General features: G+C 68.3%; 14 protein-coding genes. 7 read left to right on the plus strand and 7 right to left on the minus strand.

Annotated elements, in window-relative coordinates; translation table 11 throughout:
* Window positions 1-236: 236 nt before the first annotated feature.
* The 7 genes from FG95_RS07425 to trxA are packed head-to-tail and all read left to right on the plus strand — an operon-like array spanning window position 237 to window position 11570.
* On the plus strand, window positions 237-2600 hold the full coding sequence (locus FG95_RS07425) for a PAS domain-containing sensor histidine kinase (RefSeq protein WP_052182185.1): 2364 nt from the start codon (window positions 237-239) through the stop codon (window positions 2598-2600).
* Window positions 2597-3049 (plus strand): tRNA (adenosine(37)-N6)-threonylcarbamoyltransferase complex ATPase subunit type 1 TsaE, encoded by a 453-nt coding sequence (tsaE, locus tag FG95_RS07430; RefSeq protein WP_037555009.1) that lies wholly within the window; start codon window positions 2597-2599, stop codon window positions 3047-3049. The genes FG95_RS07425 and tsaE overlap by 4 nt, the downstream gene beginning before the upstream one ends.
* Complete coding sequence (locus FG95_RS07435) at window positions 3046-4017, plus strand: aminoglycoside phosphotransferase family protein (protein ID WP_037555051.1); 972 nt, start codon at window positions 3046-3048, stop codon at window positions 4015-4017. The genes tsaE and FG95_RS07435 overlap by 4 nt, the downstream gene beginning before the upstream one ends.
* On the plus strand, window positions 4014-4733 hold the full coding sequence (locus FG95_RS07440) for a nucleotidyltransferase family protein (protein ID WP_200880168.1): 720 nt from the start codon (window positions 4014-4016) through the stop codon (window positions 4731-4733). Before FG95_RS07435 ends, FG95_RS07440 begins: the two co-directional genes overlap by 4 nt.
* The gene (addB, locus tag FG95_RS07445; RefSeq protein ID WP_037555011.1) at window positions 4726-7734 is read left to right on the plus strand and encodes a double-strand break repair protein AddB; all 3009 of its coding nucleotides are present in this window, start codon (window positions 4726-4728) and stop codon (window positions 7732-7734) included. The genes FG95_RS07440 and addB overlap by 8 nt, the downstream gene beginning before the upstream one ends.
* Window positions 7731-11216, plus strand: a complete 3486-nt coding sequence (gene addA, locus FG95_RS07450) for a double-strand break repair helicase AddA (RefSeq protein WP_037555013.1) — start codon at window positions 7731-7733, stop codon at window positions 11214-11216. The genes addB and addA overlap by 4 nt, the downstream gene beginning before the upstream one ends.
* Window positions 11217-11249: 33 nt before the next feature.
* Entirely contained in the window at window positions 11250-11570 is a 321-nt protein-coding gene (gene trxA, locus FG95_RS07455) for a thioredoxin TrxA (protein ID WP_037555014.1), read from the plus strand.
* 153 nt (window positions 11571-11723) lie between these two features.
* Here trxA and FG95_RS07460 read toward each other — a convergent pair whose 3' ends face one another.
* Genes FG95_RS07460 through FG95_RS07490 form a run of 7 tightly spaced genes read right to left on the minus strand, consistent with a single transcriptional unit; the run spans window position 11724 to window position 18941 of the window.
* Complete coding sequence (locus FG95_RS07460) at window positions 11724-13397, minus strand: GMC family oxidoreductase (protein ID WP_037555016.1); 1674 nt, start codon at window positions 13395-13397, stop codon at window positions 11724-11726.
* A gap of 20 nt (window positions 13398-13417) precedes the next feature.
* Window positions 13418-14257: a sugar phosphate isomerase/epimerase family protein gene (locus FG95_RS07465; protein ID WP_037555018.1), complete on the minus strand. Its 840-nt coding sequence runs from the start codon at window positions 14255-14257 to the stop codon at window positions 13418-13420.
* A complete protein-coding gene (locus FG95_RS07470) occupies window positions 14254-14811 on the minus strand; it encodes a gluconate 2-dehydrogenase subunit 3 family protein (RefSeq protein WP_037555053.1) in 558 nt (185 codons plus the stop codon). Before FG95_RS07470 ends, FG95_RS07465 begins: the two co-directional genes overlap by 4 nt.
* Window positions 14811-15638 (minus strand): 3-keto-disaccharide hydrolase, encoded by an 828-nt coding sequence (locus FG95_RS07475; RefSeq protein WP_037555019.1) that lies wholly within the window; start codon window positions 15636-15638, stop codon window positions 14811-14813. The genes FG95_RS07470 and FG95_RS07475 overlap by 1 nt, the downstream gene beginning before the upstream one ends.
* A gap of 11 nt (window positions 15639-15649) precedes the next feature.
* Window positions 15650-16516 carry a hydroxypyruvate isomerase family protein gene (locus FG95_RS07480; RefSeq protein ID WP_235211490.1) on the minus strand — a complete coding sequence of 289 codons (867 nt, stop codon included), beginning with the start codon at window positions 16514-16516 and terminating at the stop codon, window positions 15650-15652.
* 35 nt (window positions 16517-16551) lie between these two features.
* Entirely contained in the window at window positions 16552-17853 is a 1302-nt protein-coding gene (locus tag FG95_RS07485) for an MFS transporter (protein WP_037555023.1), read from the minus strand.
* A 44-nt stretch (window positions 17854-17897) separates the two neighbouring features.
* Entirely contained in the window at window positions 17898-18941 is a 1044-nt protein-coding gene (locus FG95_RS07490) for a sugar phosphate isomerase/epimerase family protein (RefSeq protein WP_037555025.1), read from the minus strand.
* Between the last annotated feature and the right edge of the window lie 4 nt (window positions 18942-18945).

Genomic DNA, 18945 nt, shown 5'->3' on the forward strand with positions numbered 1-18945 from the left:
GAGGGCGGCTTTGCCGCCCTCTTTTGTTCCCGGGGATGCTGGACACCAGCAATTCCTGAATAATGTCTCGGCGCTCTCTGCGTCTCTGCGCGAATCCAATAATCCACCGCTACGGGTTAATCGGAAGGCGATGCACGGCAATTGGCTGTGACATGCGATTGAAACATGACTCCATCGCCTTTAGGGCAAGCGATCATGCGCGCGCGACATCCGGACAAACGAGGGCTTGAGGCGGGATGAGCGACGCGCTTTCCCCGGCCATGTTGTTCGCGCTCGGACTCTTTGCGGCGCTGTGGCTGCTCGCCGGATTGTGGGCGACGCTGCGCGGGATCGCGATGCAGCGGCGCTCGGCGTTCGTCGCGGGGCAGGCCGAACGGCTCGCGAACCTCGTCGAAGCGTCGCCGCAGCTCCCCGTGATCGTCCGCGCCGACTGGCGGATCGAGGCGAGCGAGCGGCTCGGGCGCTGGCTGGGGCTCGAACGCGGGCCGCGCAATTTTGACGAGCTTCGCGGGCTCGGCAGCGGGCTCGATGCCGAGGCTCATGACGCGTTGCGGCATGCGATCCTCGGGGCGCAGCGCGGCGCGAAGCCCTTTGTCCTGAGCCTGAAGCCCGACGGCAGCCACCGCACGATCATCGTTCATGGCGCCGCAGCGCCGCAGGCGGTCGGCGGGCCGGGCGGGGTGCTGCTGTGGCTGAGCGATGCGACCGACGGCCAGCAGGCGCTCGCGCACGCGCGCAGCGAGCGCGACGAGGCGATGGCGGCGTTCGAGGCTTTGTCGGGGCTGATCGAGGCAGCACCCTTCCCGATGTGGTTCCGCGACACCGATCTGTCGCTCGCGCTCGTCAACGGCGCCTATGTTCGCGCGGTCGAGGCGAAGAGCGCGGCGGCGGTGATCGACGGCGGGGTCGAACTGTGCGAGACCGTCGCGGGGGTGAGCGCCGCCGACGCCGCCGACGCGGCGCGCGCCGCGGGATCGGCGCAGATGCGTACGATTCCGGTGACGATCGAGGGCGAACGGCGGATCATGCGCGTCGTCGATGTGCCGCTCGCGCCAGAGGGCGGGCGGGTGATCGGCGTCGCGGGCTATGCGATCGACATTCAGGAGCTCGAAACCGAACGCGGGGCGCACCGCCGCTTCGTCGACACGCAGCGCGAACTGCTCGACCGGCTGTCGGCGGCGGTGGCGCAATTCGGTCCCGACCAGGGGCTGAGCTTCGCGAACCTGCCGTTCCGCCGCCTGTTCGCCCTGGAGGCCGAGGAGGTGGCCGAGGCGCCGCCTTTTGCGCGGCTGCTCGACGCGTGGCGCGAGGGCGGGCGAATCCCCGAAGTGCGCAACTATCCCGAATGGCGGCAGGCGCATGTCGACTGGTTCGCGCAGGCCGAGGCGAGCGAGGAAGACTGGCTGCTGCGCGACGGCACGCACCTGCACGTCGTCGCGCAGCCGACCCCCGACGGCGGCATGCTGCTGATCGCCGAAGACAAGACCGAACAGGTGCAGCTCGCGGGCGCGCGCGACACGCTGCTCCGCGTTCGCACCGCGACCTTCGACAATCTGTTCGAGGCGGTCGCGGTCTTCGCCCCCGATGGGCGGCTTCACCTTTGGAACCAGCGTTTCCGCCGCCTGTGGGGCATCGACGAACCGACGCTCGCGGCGCATCCGCGCGTCGATACGTTGATGGAAGGGCTCGCCGACCGATTGGTGAAACCGAACCAGATCAGCATCGTGCAGGAGGTCATCCGCGCCGCAACACTGGAACGCCAGCAGCGCGGCGGCGAGATCGGTTTCGCCGACGGGCGCTATTTCGATTTCGCGTCGATCCCGCTGCCCGACGGCAATGCGCTGCTCATCATGCTCGACATCACACCAAGCCGGAAGATGGAGGGCGCGCTGCGCGAACGCAACGAGGCGCTCGAGGCCGCCGACAAGGCCAAGACCGCCTTCCTGTCGCGGATGAGCTACGAGCTGCGCACGCCGCTGACCTCGATTGGCGGCTTCGGCGAGATGCTGCAGGCGGGCTATGCCGGCAAGCTCGGTGACCAGCAGCGCACCTATATCGACGCGATCATGGATTCGGTGGGCGTGCTCGGCCGCCAGATCGACAATGTACTCGACCTTGCGCAGGGCGAAGCGGGGACGCTCGCGATCGAGCGCGCGCCGGTCGATGTGAAAATTTTGCTTGAAGGCGCGCTCGCCGACGCCAAGCTCTTTGCGAAGAGCGAAAAGGTCGAGCTCGTCGGCAATATCGCGGCGAACCTCGGCAGTATCGAAGGCGACGCGCCGCGACTGTCGCGGCTCGTCGCGGGGCTGCTCGACAATGCGGTGCGCTTTACCGTGCCGTCGCGCAAGACGGGCGCGCGCGTCTTGCTGCACGCCGACGGCGATGCGCGCGGCGTCGACATCATCGTGTCCGACAATGGCCCGGGAATGCCCGACGCGGCGGTCGCGGTCGCCAAGGGGCAGCAGGCGGGCACCGCGGCCGGCGGCATCGGCCTCGCGCTCGCGCGCCAACTCGTCGCGGCGCACGGCGGGACGATGGAAGTGGTGAGCGAAGAGGGGCAGGGCACGCTCGTGCGGATCAGCCTGCCGCGCGGCGCATGACCGGCTTTTCGGTGCGCTACGACCTCGCCGATGCCGAAGGGATCGGTGCCGCGATCGGGGCGGCGCTGGCAGCGGGCGATGTCGTGCTGCTGTCGGGCGACCTCGGCGCCGGCAAGACGACGCTGGCGCGCGCGATGCTCAAGGCGCGCGGACTGGCAGGCGAAGCGCCGAGCCCGACCTTTGCGATCGTCCAGCCCTATGCGCCGCCCGAGACCGATCTGCCGATCGCGCATGTCGATCTCTATCGCATCGAGGATGCGGACGAACTGATCGAATTGGGGCTCGACGATTATCTTTACGACGGCGCCTTGCTGATCGAATGGCCCGAAAGGCTGGGCGGCGAAGGCTGGCCGGGCGCGCTGCTCCTAAGGATTTCGGGTGCGGGCGACGCGCGCGTCTTGACAGCCGCTGTGCCGACGTCTTGGGGGAGCCGATGGCCGCTCCGATGATTCCGCCTCCCCATGCGCCCGCCTTTCTTGCCGCGCATGGCTGGGGCGACGCCCAGATTTTGCCGCTCGCGGGCGACGCGTCCTTCCGCCGTTATTTCCGTGTCGTCGATGGCGGCCGGCAGGCGGTGCTGATGGACGCCCCGCCGCCGCACGAAGACCCGCGGCCGTTCATCGCGGTCGCCGAATATCTGTGCGGGCTGGGGCTCAATGCGCCGAGGATCCTCGCGCGCGACCTCCAGCAAGGGTTGCTGCTGATCGAGGATTTCGGCGACATACGTCTGCGCGAAACGGTCGATGCTGAGATCGACAAGGAAGCGCAATATTATGCAGGGGTGACCGATCTGCTCGTCCACCTCCACACGCAGCCGCCCATGGACGGGCTGCCCGTCCATGGGCTCGATCAATGGCTCGACGAGGTGATGCTGTTCAGCGACTGGTATTGCCCCGCCTTCGACCTGAAGGTCGACCGCGATGCGTTTCGCGCCGCGTGGGCCGAGGTGCTGACCCCGGTCGAGCATGATGGCCTGCCGCGCGTCACCGTGCTGCGCGACTATCATGCCGAAAATATCATGCTGGTGCCCGGCAAGGACGGCATCGCGCATTACGGCCTGCTCGATTTCCAGGACGCGCTCATCGGCCACCTCGCCTACGACCTCGCCTCGGTGCTCGAAGACGCGCGGCGCGACGTGAGCCCGGCGGTCGAGGCGGCGATGCTCGCGCGCTATAGCGAAGCGACGGGGCACGACATCGAGCACGCCTATTGGGCGCTCGCGGCGCAGCGCAACACGCGCATCCTCGGCGTCTTCGTCCGGCTGTGGAAACGCGATAACAAGCCGCATTACAAGAGTTTCCAGCCGCGCATGTGGGGGCTGCTCGAACGCGACCTCGCGCATCCGGCGCTTGTCCCGGTTCGGCAATGGTTCGACGCCAATGTCCCCGCTTCGAAGCGGGCGGAGGCGTGGTCGTGAGTACGAAGATCGAAAGCGCGATGGTGATGGCGGCGGGGCTCGGCAAGCGGATGCGTCCGTTAACGGCTACCCGGCCCAAGCCGCTGGTGCGCGTCGCGGGCAAGGCGCTGATCGATCACAGCCTCGACCGGATCGAGGCGGCGGGCGTCAAGCATGTCGTCGTCAACGTCCATTATCTGGCGGACGCATTGGAAGCCCATCTTGCGGCGCAGAAAAGGTCGTTCAGCATCTCGATTTCGGACGAGCGCGACCTGCTGCTCGAAACCGGCGGTGGAATGGTCAAGGCATTGCCGCAGCTGACGGGCGACCCGATCCTGATCGTCAACAGCGACAATATCTGGACCGACGGGCCGCAGGACAGCATCCGCCACCTCGCGCGCCATTGGGACGGCGAGCGGATGGACGCACTGCTACTGCTGATCCGGCAGGCGAGCGCGACGGGGCATGGCGGGCGCGGCGATTTCCACATGGACCCGGCGGGCCGGCTGTCGCGGCGCAAGCCGGGGCGGATCGCGCCCTTCGTCTATACCGGAATCCAGCTTATTTCGCCGCGGTTGCTCGATGGCGCCCCCGAGGGGCCGTTCTCGACCAATATCCTGTGGGATCGCGCGATCGCGGCGGGGCGGCTCTATGGGCTGTCGCACATGGGGCAGTGGTTCGACGTCGGCACGCCGGCGAGCATCGCGCCGACCGAAGCCGCGCTGACGGATGGCTGACGCAAGACCCACGCTTTTTTCCATCCCGGTCCAGCGGGCCTTCGCCGACGCGCTCGCGGGGGGGCTGATCGAGCGCTTTGCCGACGGCGCGCTCGGGCTCGCACAAGGGTTGATCCTGCTGCCGAGCAACCGCGCGCGGAGCGCGGTGCAGGCGGCGTTCGTGCGCGCTGGCGGCGCGGGGCTGCTGATGCCGCGGCTCGTCGTAATCGGCGATGCCGACCTCGACGAAAATGTGGCGCTCGCGCTCGACCCGATCGACGAGAGCGACGCGATTCCGCCGGCGATCGACGCGCTCAAGCGGCGGCTGATGCTCGCGGCGCTGATCGAGAAGCATAATGTGCCGGGCGAGGCGCCGATCACCGGCGCCGCGGCCTTCCAGCTGGCCGAAGGGCTGGGACGCGTGATCGACCAGCTCCATTATGAGGAGGTCGCGCCGGCGCGGCTCGCCGATATCGAAAGCGCGCTCGGCGATCTTGCGGGGCATTGGCAGGCGTCGTGGCGGCGGCTGTCGCTGCTCGTCGATGCGTGGCCGAAGCTGCTCGCGGCGACGGGACATGTCGACCGCGCCGACCGCCGCAACCGGTTGCTCGATCGGGTGACGCGTGGATGGCGCGTCGCGCCGCCGGCGCGCTTCGTCGTCGCGGCGGGCGTAACGACGGCGGCGCCCGCGATCGCGCGGTTGCTGCGCACCGTCGCCGACCTACCGCAGGGCATGGTGGTGCTGCCGGGGCTCGACCTCGGCATGGCGGGCGAGGAGTGGGAAGCGCTCGGGCCGGTGAGGGCCGACCCCGACAAGCCCGGAGAACGCCCGCTCGAAACGCACCCGCAATATCATCTGAAGCTGCTGCTTGGGCGGATGAGCGTTTCGCGCGAGGAGGTGCAGCCGTGGGATGGAACATCGCCGTTCGACGGCCCGGAGGCGCGCGCCTCGTTCACCTCGCTGCTCTTCGCGCCCGCTGCCTATACCGCGCGCTGGCAGCAGGCGGGCGACTTGCGTGCGGATATCGCGGGGGTCAGCGCCGCGACCTTCGCCGACGATGGGCAGGAGGCGCAGGGGATCGCGCTGATGATGCGCGCCGCGCTCGAAACGGGCGAACGCACCGCGGCGCTGGTGACGCCCGACCGCGCGCTCGCGACGCGCGTCGCGGCGGCGCTCGCGCGCTGGGACATAGCGGTCGATGACAGTGCGGGGCAGCCGCTGGGGCAGACGCCGCCCGGCGCGCTGCTGCTCGCGCTTGCCGAATTCGCCGCGGCGTTCGATCCGGTGCGGCTCGTCGCGCTGCTCGGGCACCCGCTGGTGCGCGCGGGCGAGGGCCGGCTCGGCTGGCTCGACCAGGTGCGGCGGCTCGATCTGGTGCTGCGTGGGCCGGGACTGGTGCCGGGCTGGGACGGGGTGACGATGCGGATCGCCGAGCGCGCAGCCGATCCGCAAGCGCGCGGCCATGACGCGGCGAAGCTGATCGATTTATGGTGGGCCGACGTCGCCTCCGGGCTGCGGGGGGCGCTCGCACCGTTCGCGGCTGGCGCCCCGGCGCCGCCTTCGGTCCTGCTGGGCGCATTGCAGGCGGCGCTCGGCTGGCTGACGGGCGAGGGAGCGTGGACCGGCCATGCCGGGCGCGCGCTGGCCGAGCTGTTCGACCGCTGGGCGCTGGCGAAGGGCGATGGCCCGGCGCTCGTCGCGCCCGCCGATTTCCCGGCGATGCTGGCCGATCTGCTCGCGAGCGAGAGCGTGCGGCCCCCCTATGGCGGGCACCCGCGCCTGTTCATCTGGGGGCTGCTCGAAGCGCGGTTGCAGCGCGCCGATCTGATGATTTTGGGCGGGCTCGACGAGGGGCGCTGGCCGCCGCAGCAAAGCCCCGATCCGTGGCTTGCGCCGGGCATCCGCCGCATGCTTGGGCTCGCGGCGCCCGAGCGCCAGCAGGGCGCGGCGGCGCACGACTTCGCGGGCGCCTTTGCAGCGCGCGAGGTGGTGGTGACGCGCGCGCTGCGCAGCGGCGGCGATCCGGCGGTGGCGTCGCGCTTCTGGCTGCGGCTCGCCGCGCTCGCGGGCGAATTGCGCGAGGCGCGGCTGGGGGACGCAAGCGTGACCGCACTCGCGGCGGCGCTCGACGTGCCGCCGGGCCCGATCGCGCCCGCGCCGATGCCGCAGCCGCGGCCGCCCGCCGACGCGCGGCCGGGCCAGATCAGCGTCACCGGCGTCGACCTGCTGGCGAAGGACCCCTACGCCTTTTACGCGGGGCGGATCCTGCGGCTTTCGGTGCTCGATCCGCTGCGCGCCGGGCCCGACCCGCGCTGGCTCGGGACGCGCGTTCACGCCTTCATGGAGGATTGGCAGCGGGCAGGGGCGACGCGCGAAGCGCTCGAGGCCGAGCTTGAGCGGCTGCACGACGACCCGGCGCTCGACGCGCTCGCGCGCGCTTTCTGGTTTCCGCGCATCGAGCCCGCGCTGCGCTGGGCGGCCGAACGCGTGTGGGACGCGCGCGCCGAAGGACGCGAACCGGTCGCGGCCGAGGTGTCGGGCGTGCATGAACTCAACGGCATTCGGCTGTCGGGAAAGGCCGACCGGATCGACCGGCTTGCCGACTCCAGTCTTGCGATCGTCGATTACAAGACCGGTGCGGCGCCGAGCGGCAGCGCGGCGGCCGACGGGCTCGACAATCAATTGGGACTGCTCGGGCTGATGGCCGAAATGGGCAAGATGGAGGGCATTGCGGCAGGGCCGGTCCACGCGCTCGAATATTGGAGCCTCAAGGTTGACCGCGCAAAGGGTGCGGACGGCAGCATCGCGCCCACCCACGGAAGCCGGCGCAAGCTCAAAACCGCCGAAGACGCGGTCGAGCGCGCCCATGCAGCCTTTGCCGACCTGACAGCACTCTACCTGCTGGGCGACGCGTCATTCGCGCCGGGCGACGCGGTGAAACGCTTCACCGATTACGATCAGCTGATGCGCCGCGACGAATGGTTCGGGCGCGGGCGCGATGCGAATGGGGACGCGCCATGACCCGGCTCCACGATCTCGACCCCGCACAGCAGGCGGCCGCACAGCCGGGCGAGCATGTCTGGCTCGGCGCGTCGGCGGGGACAGGCAAGACGCAGGTGCTCTCGGCGCGCGTGCTGCGGCTGATGCTCGCGGGCGTCGCGCCCGAGGCGATCCTCTGCATCACCTTTACCAAGGCGGGTGCCGCCGAAATGGCGCACCGCATCCACGAGCGGCTCGCGCTGTGGGTGCGGATGGACGACGGCGACTTGCGGCTCGACCTTCGCGCGCTCGGCGCCGATTGGGACCAGCCCGCCATTCTCGATCGGGCGCGGTCGCTGTTCGCGACGGTGATCGACAGCGCGGCGGGCGCGATCCGGGTCCAGACCATCCACAGCTTTTGCCAGACCCTGCTCGCGAGCTTCCCGCTCGAAGCGAAGATCATGCCGGGCTTTCGCGCGCTCGAGGAGGGCGAGGCGGCCGATCTGCAGCGGCGGGTGCTGAGCGAATTGCTCGCGCAGCCGGGCGCCGAAGGCGACACGATGCGCGGACAGGCGGCGATGCTGTCGCGGCGGATGGGGCAGGATGCGGCAATCGCGTTTCTCGTCCGCTGCGCCCATGCCTTTGCCGCGCCGTTTCGCGAGCGCATCCTGCCGCCGCGCGCGCAGGATTTGCGCGCGGCGCTGGGGCTTCCGGACGGCGCGCCCGACGCGTGGCTGACGGCGCGGATTGCGGGCGGCGCGATCGCCGACGATCTTGTCCGCATGGTCGCGGCGAGCGGCGCGAACTGGGGAACGAAGACCGGGCTCGCCTGCGCGGACGCGATGGCCCGCTGGCTCGCCGGCGATGCGCCGGCGCGCGCGGCGATGCTCGGCGACCTGCTCGGCTGTTTCCTCACCGGCAAGGGCGAGTTGCGCGCCGATTTCGCGGGCGACAAGGGGCGGATGACTGATTGCGCGGACAGCGCGGTGCGGATCGTCGATGCGGGGCAGGACCTGCTCGCCGCGGCCGCCGCGATGCGCATCGCCGACGAGCTGGCGGCGGCGTGGGATCTGGGCTCGCGCTTTGCTGAAGCCTATGCGCTCGCCAAGCGCGAAGGCGGGCTTGCCGATTTCGACGATCTGATTTCGATCGCGGGGTCGCTGCTGCGGCTCGGGCAGTTCGGCGAATGGGTGCGCTTCAAGCTCGACCAGCGCACCGACCATATCCTCGTCGACGAGGCGCAGGATACCAATACACGGCAATGGGCGATCGTCGCGGCGCTCGCCGAGGAATTTTTCGCCGGGGTGGGCGCGAAGGACGAGCGTGTGCGCACGATGTTCACCGTCGGCGACCGCAAGCAGGCGATCTTCGGTTTCCAGGGCACCGAGCCCGCGGCGTTCGAGGCGGCGCGCATCAGATTTGGGGAATGGGCGGCCGACGGCGGCCAGCCCTTTGCGGAGGTCGACCTGATCACCAATTACCGGTCGAGCCCCGCGGTGCTCGACGTCGTCGACGCGTGGGTGGCAGGCGGCGGCACCGAAGCGATGGGGCTCGCGAGCGACGAGCCGCCGCACCTGCCCTTTCGTAGCGCGCATCCGGGGCGGGTCGAGCTGTGGCAGCCGCTGCCGGTCGGCAAGGCGCTGACGGCTGACGCGGAGAGCGAGGAAGCGGGCGACGAGGATATCGCCGAGGGCGGCGATCCGCTCGCCCCCGCGAACGACCCCGCGAGCCTGCGGCTGTCGCGCGCGATCGCCGACGAGGTGCAGGAGTGGATCCTCCACGGCAAGGACGGGCGCAGCGTCGCGCCGGGCGATATATTGATCCTCGTCCGCCGCCGCCGCGACCTCGCGGCGCGGATCGTCGCGCGGCTGCAGTCCTTGGGCGTGCCGGTGGCGGGGGTCGACCGCTTCGCGCTGACCCAGCCGCTCGGGGTGCAGGACCTCTTGGCGGCGATGCGCTTCGCGGTGCAGCCGCTCGACGATCTCAACCTCGCCTCGCTGCTCGTGTCGCCGCTGATCGGCTGGTCGCAGGACGATCTCTTCGTCTTCGCGCACGGGCGCGGCAAGCGCGCGCTGTGGGAGCGGCTCCGCGATCGCGAGGCCGAGGTGCCGGCGGAAACGATGGCGGCGCTGCGCCACCTGCTCGGCATGGCCGATTTCACGACGCCCTATCGTTTCCTCGACCGCATATTGTCGGGGCCGATGCAGGGGCGGCGGCGGCTTTACGCGCGGCTGGGGCGCGAGGCGCGTGACCCGATCGACGAACTGCTCAACCAGGCGCTGGGCTTCGAGCGCCAGCATACGCCTTCGCTGCTCGCCTTCCTGAGCGAGGTCGAGGCAAGCCGCGCCGACATCAAGCGCCAGACCGAGGCGCGCAGCGACGTCGTGCGCGTGATGACGGTGCACGGGTCGAAGGGCTTGCAGGCGCCGATCGTCATCCTCGCCGACGCGACCGACGATCCGGTGCAGCGCCAGCGCGGGTTCGACCTGTCGCTGGAGGGCTGGGATCGGCTGCCCGTCTTCGGCCTGCCGAAGGAAGAGCGGCACGGGCCGGTCGCCATTGCTCACGATGACAAGGCGAAGGCTGAAATCCAAGAGCATTGGCGGCTGCTTTACGTTGCGATGACGCGCGCCGAGGAGTTGCTGGTGGTCGCCGGGGTCACCAAGAAGGAGGATCGCTCGCTGCCCGAACTCTGCTGGCACGCGGCGGTCGACGGGGTGATGGAGAATATGGGGCTCGGCTGGCAGGATGCCGGGCCGCGCTGGGGGCAGAAGCGTGTCCATACGGTGAACGCGAAGGCGTGGGCGCGGCAGCGCGAGAAGCCGGTTCGCGCCGCGCTGATGACCGCGATTCCAGACTGGGCAACCAAGCCCGCCCCCGAGGAAGCGCGCCCGCCGCGGCCGCTCGCGCCGTCGGCGCTCGGTGAGGACGATGTCGCGTCGCCGCCGCAGGGGGGCGAGCGGAGCGCCGCGGTGACACGCGGGCTGCTGCTTCACGCGCTGTTCGAGCGGCTGCCGCCCGTCGCACCCGAACGCCGCCGCGCCGCTGCGATGCACTGGCTGTCGGTGCAGGCCGCGGTATTGGGTGATGCGACGCGGGAGGCGATGGTCGATGAGGTGCTGGCGGTGCTGGGCGATCCGGCGCATGCGGCGCTGTTCGGGCCCGGCAGTCTCGCCGAAGTGCCGCTGTCGGCGGTGGTCGACGGCGTCGTCGTTGCGGGGATCGTCGACCGGCTGCTGGTGGCGGGCGATGCGGTGACGGTGATCGATTACAAGACCGGGCGGCATGTCCCGGCGAGCGCCGCCGAGGTCGCGCCCGCCTATCTGCGCCAGATGGCGGCCTATCGCGACGCGCTCCGCGTGATCTTTCCGCGGCGGCGGGTCGAGGCGGCCTTGCTCTATACTGCCGCGCCGCGACTGGTCCGCCTGGGCGACGCGCTGCTCGACGCGCACAAGCCGGGCTTGGCGGCAACCAAGGCGAATTTGCCGGGTTCTACCCTTGAGCCCGGCGCGCCGACGCCCTAGCTTGGAACCAACAGATTTTCAGGAGTTCAGACTATGGGTACGAAGGCCATCACCGACGCGAGCTTCCAGTCCGACGTGCTCGACAGCGACACCCCGGTGCTCGTCGATTTCTGGGCAGAATGGTGCGGTCCGTGCAAGATGATCGGCCCGGCGCTCGAGGAGATTTCGGATGAACTCGCGGGCAAGGTGGTGATCGCCAAGCTCAACATCGACGATCATCCCGACGCGCCGAGCAAATATGGCGTGCGCGGCATCCCGACGATGATCCTGTTCAAAAATGGCGAGATCGCCGACACCAAGGTCGGCGCGGCCCCGAAAAGCGCGCTCAAGGGCTGGCTTGAAGGCGCGCTTTAACGGTTGCGGGGAAAGACCGACCAATACTCGTGAGAGCGCGACGGTCTTTTATTGAATCGTCATCCGGCGAAGGCCGGGACCTCACCGTATCGGCCTGACGCGCCGGCGAGATCCCGGCCTTCGCCGGGATGACGATCGGGGCGGGGAAGATTTCTAGATCGCCCCCGCCTCGAGCTGCTTGACCGCATGGTCGGCGGCGCGCGCAGTTAGCGCCATGAAGGTGAGCGACGGGTTGACGCACGAGATCGACGCCATCTGCGCGCCGTCGGTGACGAACAGATTGGCGGCGTCGTGCGCCTGGCCCCATTTGTTGAGCACCGACTGGCGCGGATCGGCGCCCATGCGCGCGCCGCCCATTTCGTGGATCGCGTCGCCGGGCACATGTTCGCTGCGCCCGCTGGTGACATTGGTGAGCCCCGCCCGGCGCAGCATCGCCTCGCCTTCGCTGCGCGCATCGTCCATCATGCGGATCTCGTTCTCGCGGAAGGTGACGTCGAAGCGCATCAGCGGGATGCCGAAGCGGTCGACCTTATCGGCGTGCAGGCTGACGCGATTATCCTCATAGGGCAGGCATTCGCCGAACGCGCCCATGCCGAATTTCCACGGACCATAGCCGCGCATGCCGTGCTTCATCGACGCGCCGAAGCCCTCGGGCGGCAATGGATCGCGCCGCGCGCTGCCCTGATAGCCGTAGCCGCGCCTGAAACCGATCGCTTCCTCGCCGCCGACATTGCGGAAGCGCGGGACATAGACGCCGCCGGGGCGGCGGCCATATTCGATAAAGTCGGTCATCCCCGGAATATCGCCCGAGATTCCGACGCGGAAGATATGGTCCATCACATAACGGCCGAGGGTGCCGCTGGCGTCGAAATGGCTCTTGGCCGTTCCGGGGATGCGCGAGTTCATCAAGATCTGGGTCGAGGCCATGGCAGAGGCGCAGAGGAAGACGAGGCGCGCCGGGATCACCTCGGCCTGCTTCGTCTTCGCGTCGACCACGCGCACGCCGGTGACCTTCTTGGTCTTCGGATCATATTCGAGATTGGAGACCACCGCGTCGGACCGCAGCGTCAGCCGCCCGGTCGCGCGCGCCGCAGGCAGCGTAACCGCCTGCGTCGAGAAATAGGCGCCGAACGAGCAGCCGCGCCCGCACTGATTGCGGAACTGGCACTTGCTGCGCCCCTGATCCTCCTTGTCCTCGGTCATGTTCGAGAGGCGCGTGTTGATCAGCTTGCGCCCCGGCGAGGTCGCCTCGAGCCGCTCCTTCACCCATTTTTCCGCGACGTTCATCTGGATCGGCGGCTGGAACGCGCTGTCGGGCAGCTGCGGCAGATTTTCGCGCGATCCCGACACGCCGATATATTTTTCGACATAGTCGTACCATGGCGCAAGGTCGTCGTAACGGATCGGCCAGTCGATCCCGACATTCTCGCGCTTGTTCGCTTCGAAATCCTCCGGCGACCAGCGGAAACTCCAGCGCCCCCAGATCAGCGACTTGCCGCCGACCGCGGCGGGCCGGATCCAGTAGAATTTCTCGCCCTCGTCATAGGCATAGGGGTTGAGCCGGTCGTTATTGTAGAATTTCCGGTTCGACGGCGAGACATAGCCATGCTTGGCGATGAAATAATCGCTTTCCATCAGCGCCTTGGGCATCATGTCGCGCGCCGGGACCTCATAGGCCGCCTTGCCGTCATAGTCGTAATCGCCATGCTCGACCATCACCCCGCGGTCGAGCATCAGCACCTTGAGGCCCTTTTCGGTCAATTCCTTCGCGGCCCATCCGCCGCTGACTCCGGAACCGATGACGATCGCATCGAACTGGTCGGTCATGTCTTGTCCTCGAATATCGGTCAGGCGCGGAGGCGGCTGAGCGCGCTGAAGCTGGCGGTGATGTCGGGCAGGTAAGGCGCGGGCGACTGGTCGTTCTCGACATAGAAATGCTTGACGCCGGCGACGGCGTTGAGCGTGAAGATGTCGGCGAAATCGATGACGCCCTTGCCGACGCTGGTCATCTTGCCCTCGGCGGTGCGGTCCTTGACATGATAGGCATAGATGCGTCCGGCCAGGCGCCGGATGATCGCCTTGGAGTCCTCACCCGCGGCGACCGCCCAGAACAGGTCGAGCTCGATCTGCACGAGCGCGGGGTCGGCGTCGGCGATCAGCGTGTCGAACAGGCTGGTACCGCCCGGCTTCAGCGTGAACTCGAAATCATGATTGTGATAGGCGAAACCGAGCCCCGCTTTTTTAAGCCGCTCGGCATAGCGGTTGAAATCGGCGACCGCGGCCTTCCAGCTTTCGGCACTGCGGTGCGCTTCGCCCATATAGGGGACGATCAGCGTATCGGCGCCGAGCGCCTTGGTCATCGCGACCGCGCCGTCGAAATCGCTGGCGAGCGCTTCATAGCCGACATGGATCGAGGGCGATGTCAGCCCGAGCCGCTCCATCGTCTTGCGGAGCGCGGCGTGATCCATCTTGTCGTAACCGCCGCCGCCATATTCGACCTCGCGATAGCCGATCGCGGCGACCTGCTCGAGCGTCCCCATCGGGTCCTTCGCGAAGAGTTCGCGCACCGTGTAGAGCTGGATGCCGATCGGCTTTGATTTGAGGCTCTTTGCCATGAGTGGCCCCGCTGCGAGTGTCGCCCCAAGCGCGGCGCCGCCCGCCATCCATTGCCGCCTGCCGATCGTCATGACGAAAACACCTTCTTGATCTCGGAATAGGGATAGGCGCCGTCGTAGCGCCCGGGGACGGGCAGATATTCGCGTTCCTGCGTGATGCCGACTTCCGAGGTGAAATAGCCGGTGAGCACGAGCTGGCGGAACTTGTCGAAAAAGTCCGCGCCGCCCGGCAGCTTGTCTTCCATCGCGAGCGTCAGCAGCGCGTCCTGCTGCGCCGCCGTCGCCTTGTCGGCGGCGACCTTGTAATCGCTCCGGCTGCGCGCCTCGATCGTGTCGAGCCCGGCGAGGATCGGCTTGCGGTCGTCGGGCGACGCCCAGTCGGCGAGCAGTTTCTCGATATATTCGGGGACGCCCGCCGCGATCGCGCCGGGGGTGTCGGTCGTCGGCATCACGCGCTCGCTGAGCGCGGTCATCAGCGCGCGTTGCTGCGCGGTGAACACAGGGGTCGAGGGCGGCCCGTCGCTGATCGCCGGCAATTGCGCGGCGGCGGCACGGGCGATCGGCGCGAACAGACTGGCGCCGAACATCGCGGCCATGCCCGCGAGCGCGTCTCTGCGGTCGATGATCATTTCACCTCGCCTTCGAAATCATGGCTCGCCGCCGCTTCGGGCAGCGGGCGCACCCAGATGTTGCGGAACGAGACCGGGGAATGATGGTCCTGAAGCTGGATCGGCGCGGCATCGCCATGCGCCTCATATGTGGCGACCTTGCGCCAGACCGTGCTGCCGAGCCACGGCTGGCGGTTCTGCACGAGTACGCCGTTGAGGAAGGCGGTGACATAGGCCGGACGGACGAGCTTGCCGTCGGCGCCGAAGTGCGGCCGCTCGAAGATGATGTCGTAGCTCTGCCACTCGCCGGGCATCCGCGACGGGTTCACCAGCGGCGGCTTCCACGCATAGATCGACCCGACAGTGCCGTCGGCATAGGTCGGGTTCTGGTAGCCGTCGAGGATCTGGAGTTCGTAGCGCTGCATGAACCAGATGCCGCTGTTGCCGCGATCCTGCGAGCTCTTGCTCGGCGGATTGGGCGAGGCGAATTCGAGGTGGAGCTGGACGTCGCCGAAGCTTTGCTTGCTGACCAGCGCATTTTCGCCCTTGCCGTCGGCGCGCGGAGCCGAGGTCGCCGCGCCGTCCTTGACGATCCACGGCGTCGCCTGTGCCTGCCACGCGTCGAGCGATGTGCCGTCGAACAGGACGATGGCGTCGGAGGGTGGGGCGCCGGGGACATTGCCGGGCGTGACCACGGTCGGATGCGGACGGTCCGAATCATGCACATGCCACTTGCCGCCGGGCAGCATCGGCGTGTCTTTGAATCCGGGCTTTTCCTCTGCGGCGGCGGGGCTGACCGCCGCCACCGCGGCCGCGACGCCCGCGGCCCATGCGAAACGCTTCACCTGTCTCTCCCTCATGCCGCGTCGATCGCGCGATAGGCGGCGACGAGCCGCTCCTCGCCGGCGCGGCCTTCGACCGAATTGCCGTGCTCCATGCCGATCACGCCCGAAAAATTCTTCGCGCGGAGCCAGCGGACGACGTTGCGATAGTTGATCTCGCCGCTCCCCGGCTCGTTGCGGCCGGGGTTGTCGCCGAACTGGATATAGCCGATCTCGTTCCAGCAGCTCTCCAGCGTATTGATGAGGTTCCCCGCCTGAATCTGCTCGTGATAGAGGTCCGCCAGCACCTTGATCGCGGGGCTGTCGACCGCGCGCGCGACCGCATAGCCCTGCGGCACGGTCGACATGAAAACGCCCGGATGGTTCACCAGCGTATTGAGCGGCTCCATCACCATGACGAGCCCGTGCGGTTCGTAGATTTCGGCGGCGCGGCGCAGCACGTCGATCACGCGCGCGGTCTGGATCTCGACCGGCAGCTTGCGGTCCATGAAGCCGGGTACGATCGTCATATGTTTGGCGTTCAGCCGCTTGGCGACGTCGACCGAGCTTCGGATATCGGCCAGAAAACGCGCGCGATCGCCATCGTCGTTACCGCCGAGCTGCGGCCGGAAATCGCCCCAGCGCGGCATGCTCGCGACGAACACGCCCATCGTCATGCCGCGCTGCTGCAGCGCGCGTGCCATCGCGCTCTGGTCGGCGACCGAACGGCCGGCGGCTTCATTATCCTCCCACGCGGTGAAACCCTGATCGGCGGCGAAGGCGATCTGTTCGAGCCGCCCGCCGCGACTTTTGAAGCTGCCTTCGTGCGGGGCATATTTCAGCGAAAAGCGCGCCGCGTTCGATGGCGGCGCACCGGTGGCGGCCGTCGTTGCGGCCGCCACGGCGCCACTCGCCAACAGGGTTCGACGCGAGAGCGTCACGCCGCCTCGCCCGCGAGCGCCGCGCGCGACTTGCCGCGCTCGCGCAGCCAGATGAAGCCGAACACGGCGAGCAGGACGACGGGCAGGATCGCGAGCCGCTGGAAGGACAGCGACGCAGCGGCGTCCTCGACCGCGAGCTTGGCGCCGCCGGTGAGCCGCGCGAAGGCTTCGGGCCCGCCGGCGAACTCGATCTTGGCGCGGTCGAACATCGCGCCCAATTGCGGCAGCACGAAGAAGCTGGCGAGCGCACCCGCCGATCCGACCAGCCCCATCGCCCACGATCCACCGCGCGGATAGCGTTCGGCGACCGAGGCGAGCATCGTCGGCCACATCACGCAGACGCCGAGGCCCCAGACGGTCGAGGCGAGGATCGCCGCCACCGGCGACTGCGCCTGGCTCAGCATGAACAGGCCGATCGCCGCGAGCAGGCTCGACACCCAGAGCAGCCCGGGGTTCGAAATCTTGTTTGCGAGCCGCCCCGCGAAATGGCGGAAAACGAACATCAGCGCGTTGACATAGACGAGCAACAATATGCCGCGCATGCCGACGCGGTTCGACAGCGCGACGTCGATCCACTGGCCGGGGGCGAGTTCGGACGCCGCGGTCAGGAACATCGCGCCGAACCAGATGAAGAAGCTCGGGCGGCGAAACACTTCGCCCATCATCTCGCCGAAACTGACGCCGCTTTGCTCGCGCAGCGGCGGCGGAAAGCGTGTCGTTGCGGCGATGATCACGGTCGCGGCGGCGGGGATCATCACCAGCGCCATGATGCCCTGCCACGGCAGGGCGGCCGAAAGGAAGAAGCCCGCGAGCCCGCCGACGATGATGCCGCCGGGGAACCAGGCGTGCAGCACGTTGAGCCGGTGCGTCGTGTCTTCGGGATAGAGCTGCGCGGTCAGCGGATTGATCGCCGCCTCGGTCAGCCCCCAGCCGATGCCGCTGAGCAGCATGCCGGTCCAGACGAGCCAATAGATTGTCATGCCGGTCGCGACATGGCCCGCGGTGACGATCATCAACGGGCCGAGGATGAAGCATAGCCCCGCGCCCGCCAGACACCGCTTCATGCCGATCTGGTCGAGCAAGGCACTCGCCACGAACAGCGTGATCGCGAAGCTGAGGAACGCGGCGCCGAGCGCGGCGGCTATCAACTCGCCCGCCTGGAGCGGGGCGACCGGGTCGATCCATTCGGCCTTGAGCCCGCTGGCGATCGCGCCACGGATCGCGAGGCTCGCCGCGGCGGTGAACAGCGCGAGCACGCCCAGCCAGAATAATCGGCCCTTGTGCAATGTCGTGGTCATGCGTCCCTCTCCCCGCTTGTCGATTATTTTTGTCGATTATCTTTTCAGTCGAGCCCCAGCATCGCGCGGTTGAGCGCCGGATCGCTGCCGCCCGCGAAATCGTCGAACGCCTTGTCGGCCTTGCGGATCATATGCGCGGCGATGAAGGGCGCGCCTTCGCGCGCGCCGTCCTCGGGATGTTTCAGGCAGCATTCCCATTCGAGCACCGCCCAGCCGGAATAGCCGTACTGCGTGAGCTTCGAAAAAATCCCGCTGAAATCGACCTGTCCGTCGCCCAGTGAGCGGAAGCGCCCGGGGCGATCGACCCAGTCCTGAAAGCCGCCATAGACCCCCGAGCGCCCGGTTGGATTGAGTTCCGCGTCCTTGACGTGAAACATCCGGATCCGCTCGTGATAAATGTCGATGAACTGGAGGTAATCGAGCGCCTGCAGCACATAATGGCTGGGATCGTAGAGGATGTTGGCGCGCGGGTGATTATCGACGCCGGCGAGGAAGCGTTCGAAGGTGACGCCGTCGTGAAGGTCTTCGCCGGGATGAATCTCATAAGCGAGGTCGACGCCCTCTGCATCGAAGGCGTCGAGGATCGGCCGCCAGCGTTTCGCGAGTTCGGCGAAGGCTTCTTCGACCAGTCCCGCGGGGCGCTGCGGCCAAGGGTAGAGATAGGGCCAGGCGAGCGCGCCCGAAAAAGTCGCGTGGGCATTAAGACCGAGCCGCCGGCTCGCTTTGGCGGCAAGATGAAGCTGCTCGACCGCCCATTTCTGCCGCTCGGCTGGCTTGCCCTTCAGCGCATCGGGCGCGAAGGCATCGAATTGCGCGTCGTAAGCGGGGTGCACCGCGACCAACTGGCCCTGCAGATGCGTCGACAGCTCGGTGATCTCGACCCCCGCCTCGCGGCAGGTACCGGCAAGCTCGTCGCAATAATCCTGACTCTCGGCGGCTTGGACGAGATCGATGCAGCGGCTGTCCCAGGTCGGAATCTGGATGCCGACATAGCCCGCATCCGCCATCCAGCGCGCCGCCGAGGGCAATGTGTCGAACGGCGCCGCGTCGCCCATGAACTGCGCGAGGAATACAGCCGGACCCTTCATGCGC

The organism is Sphingopyxis sp. LC363, from assembly GCF_000756385.1.
Classification (GTDB): Bacteria; Pseudomonadota; Alphaproteobacteria; order Sphingomonadales; family Sphingomonadaceae; genus Sphingopyxis.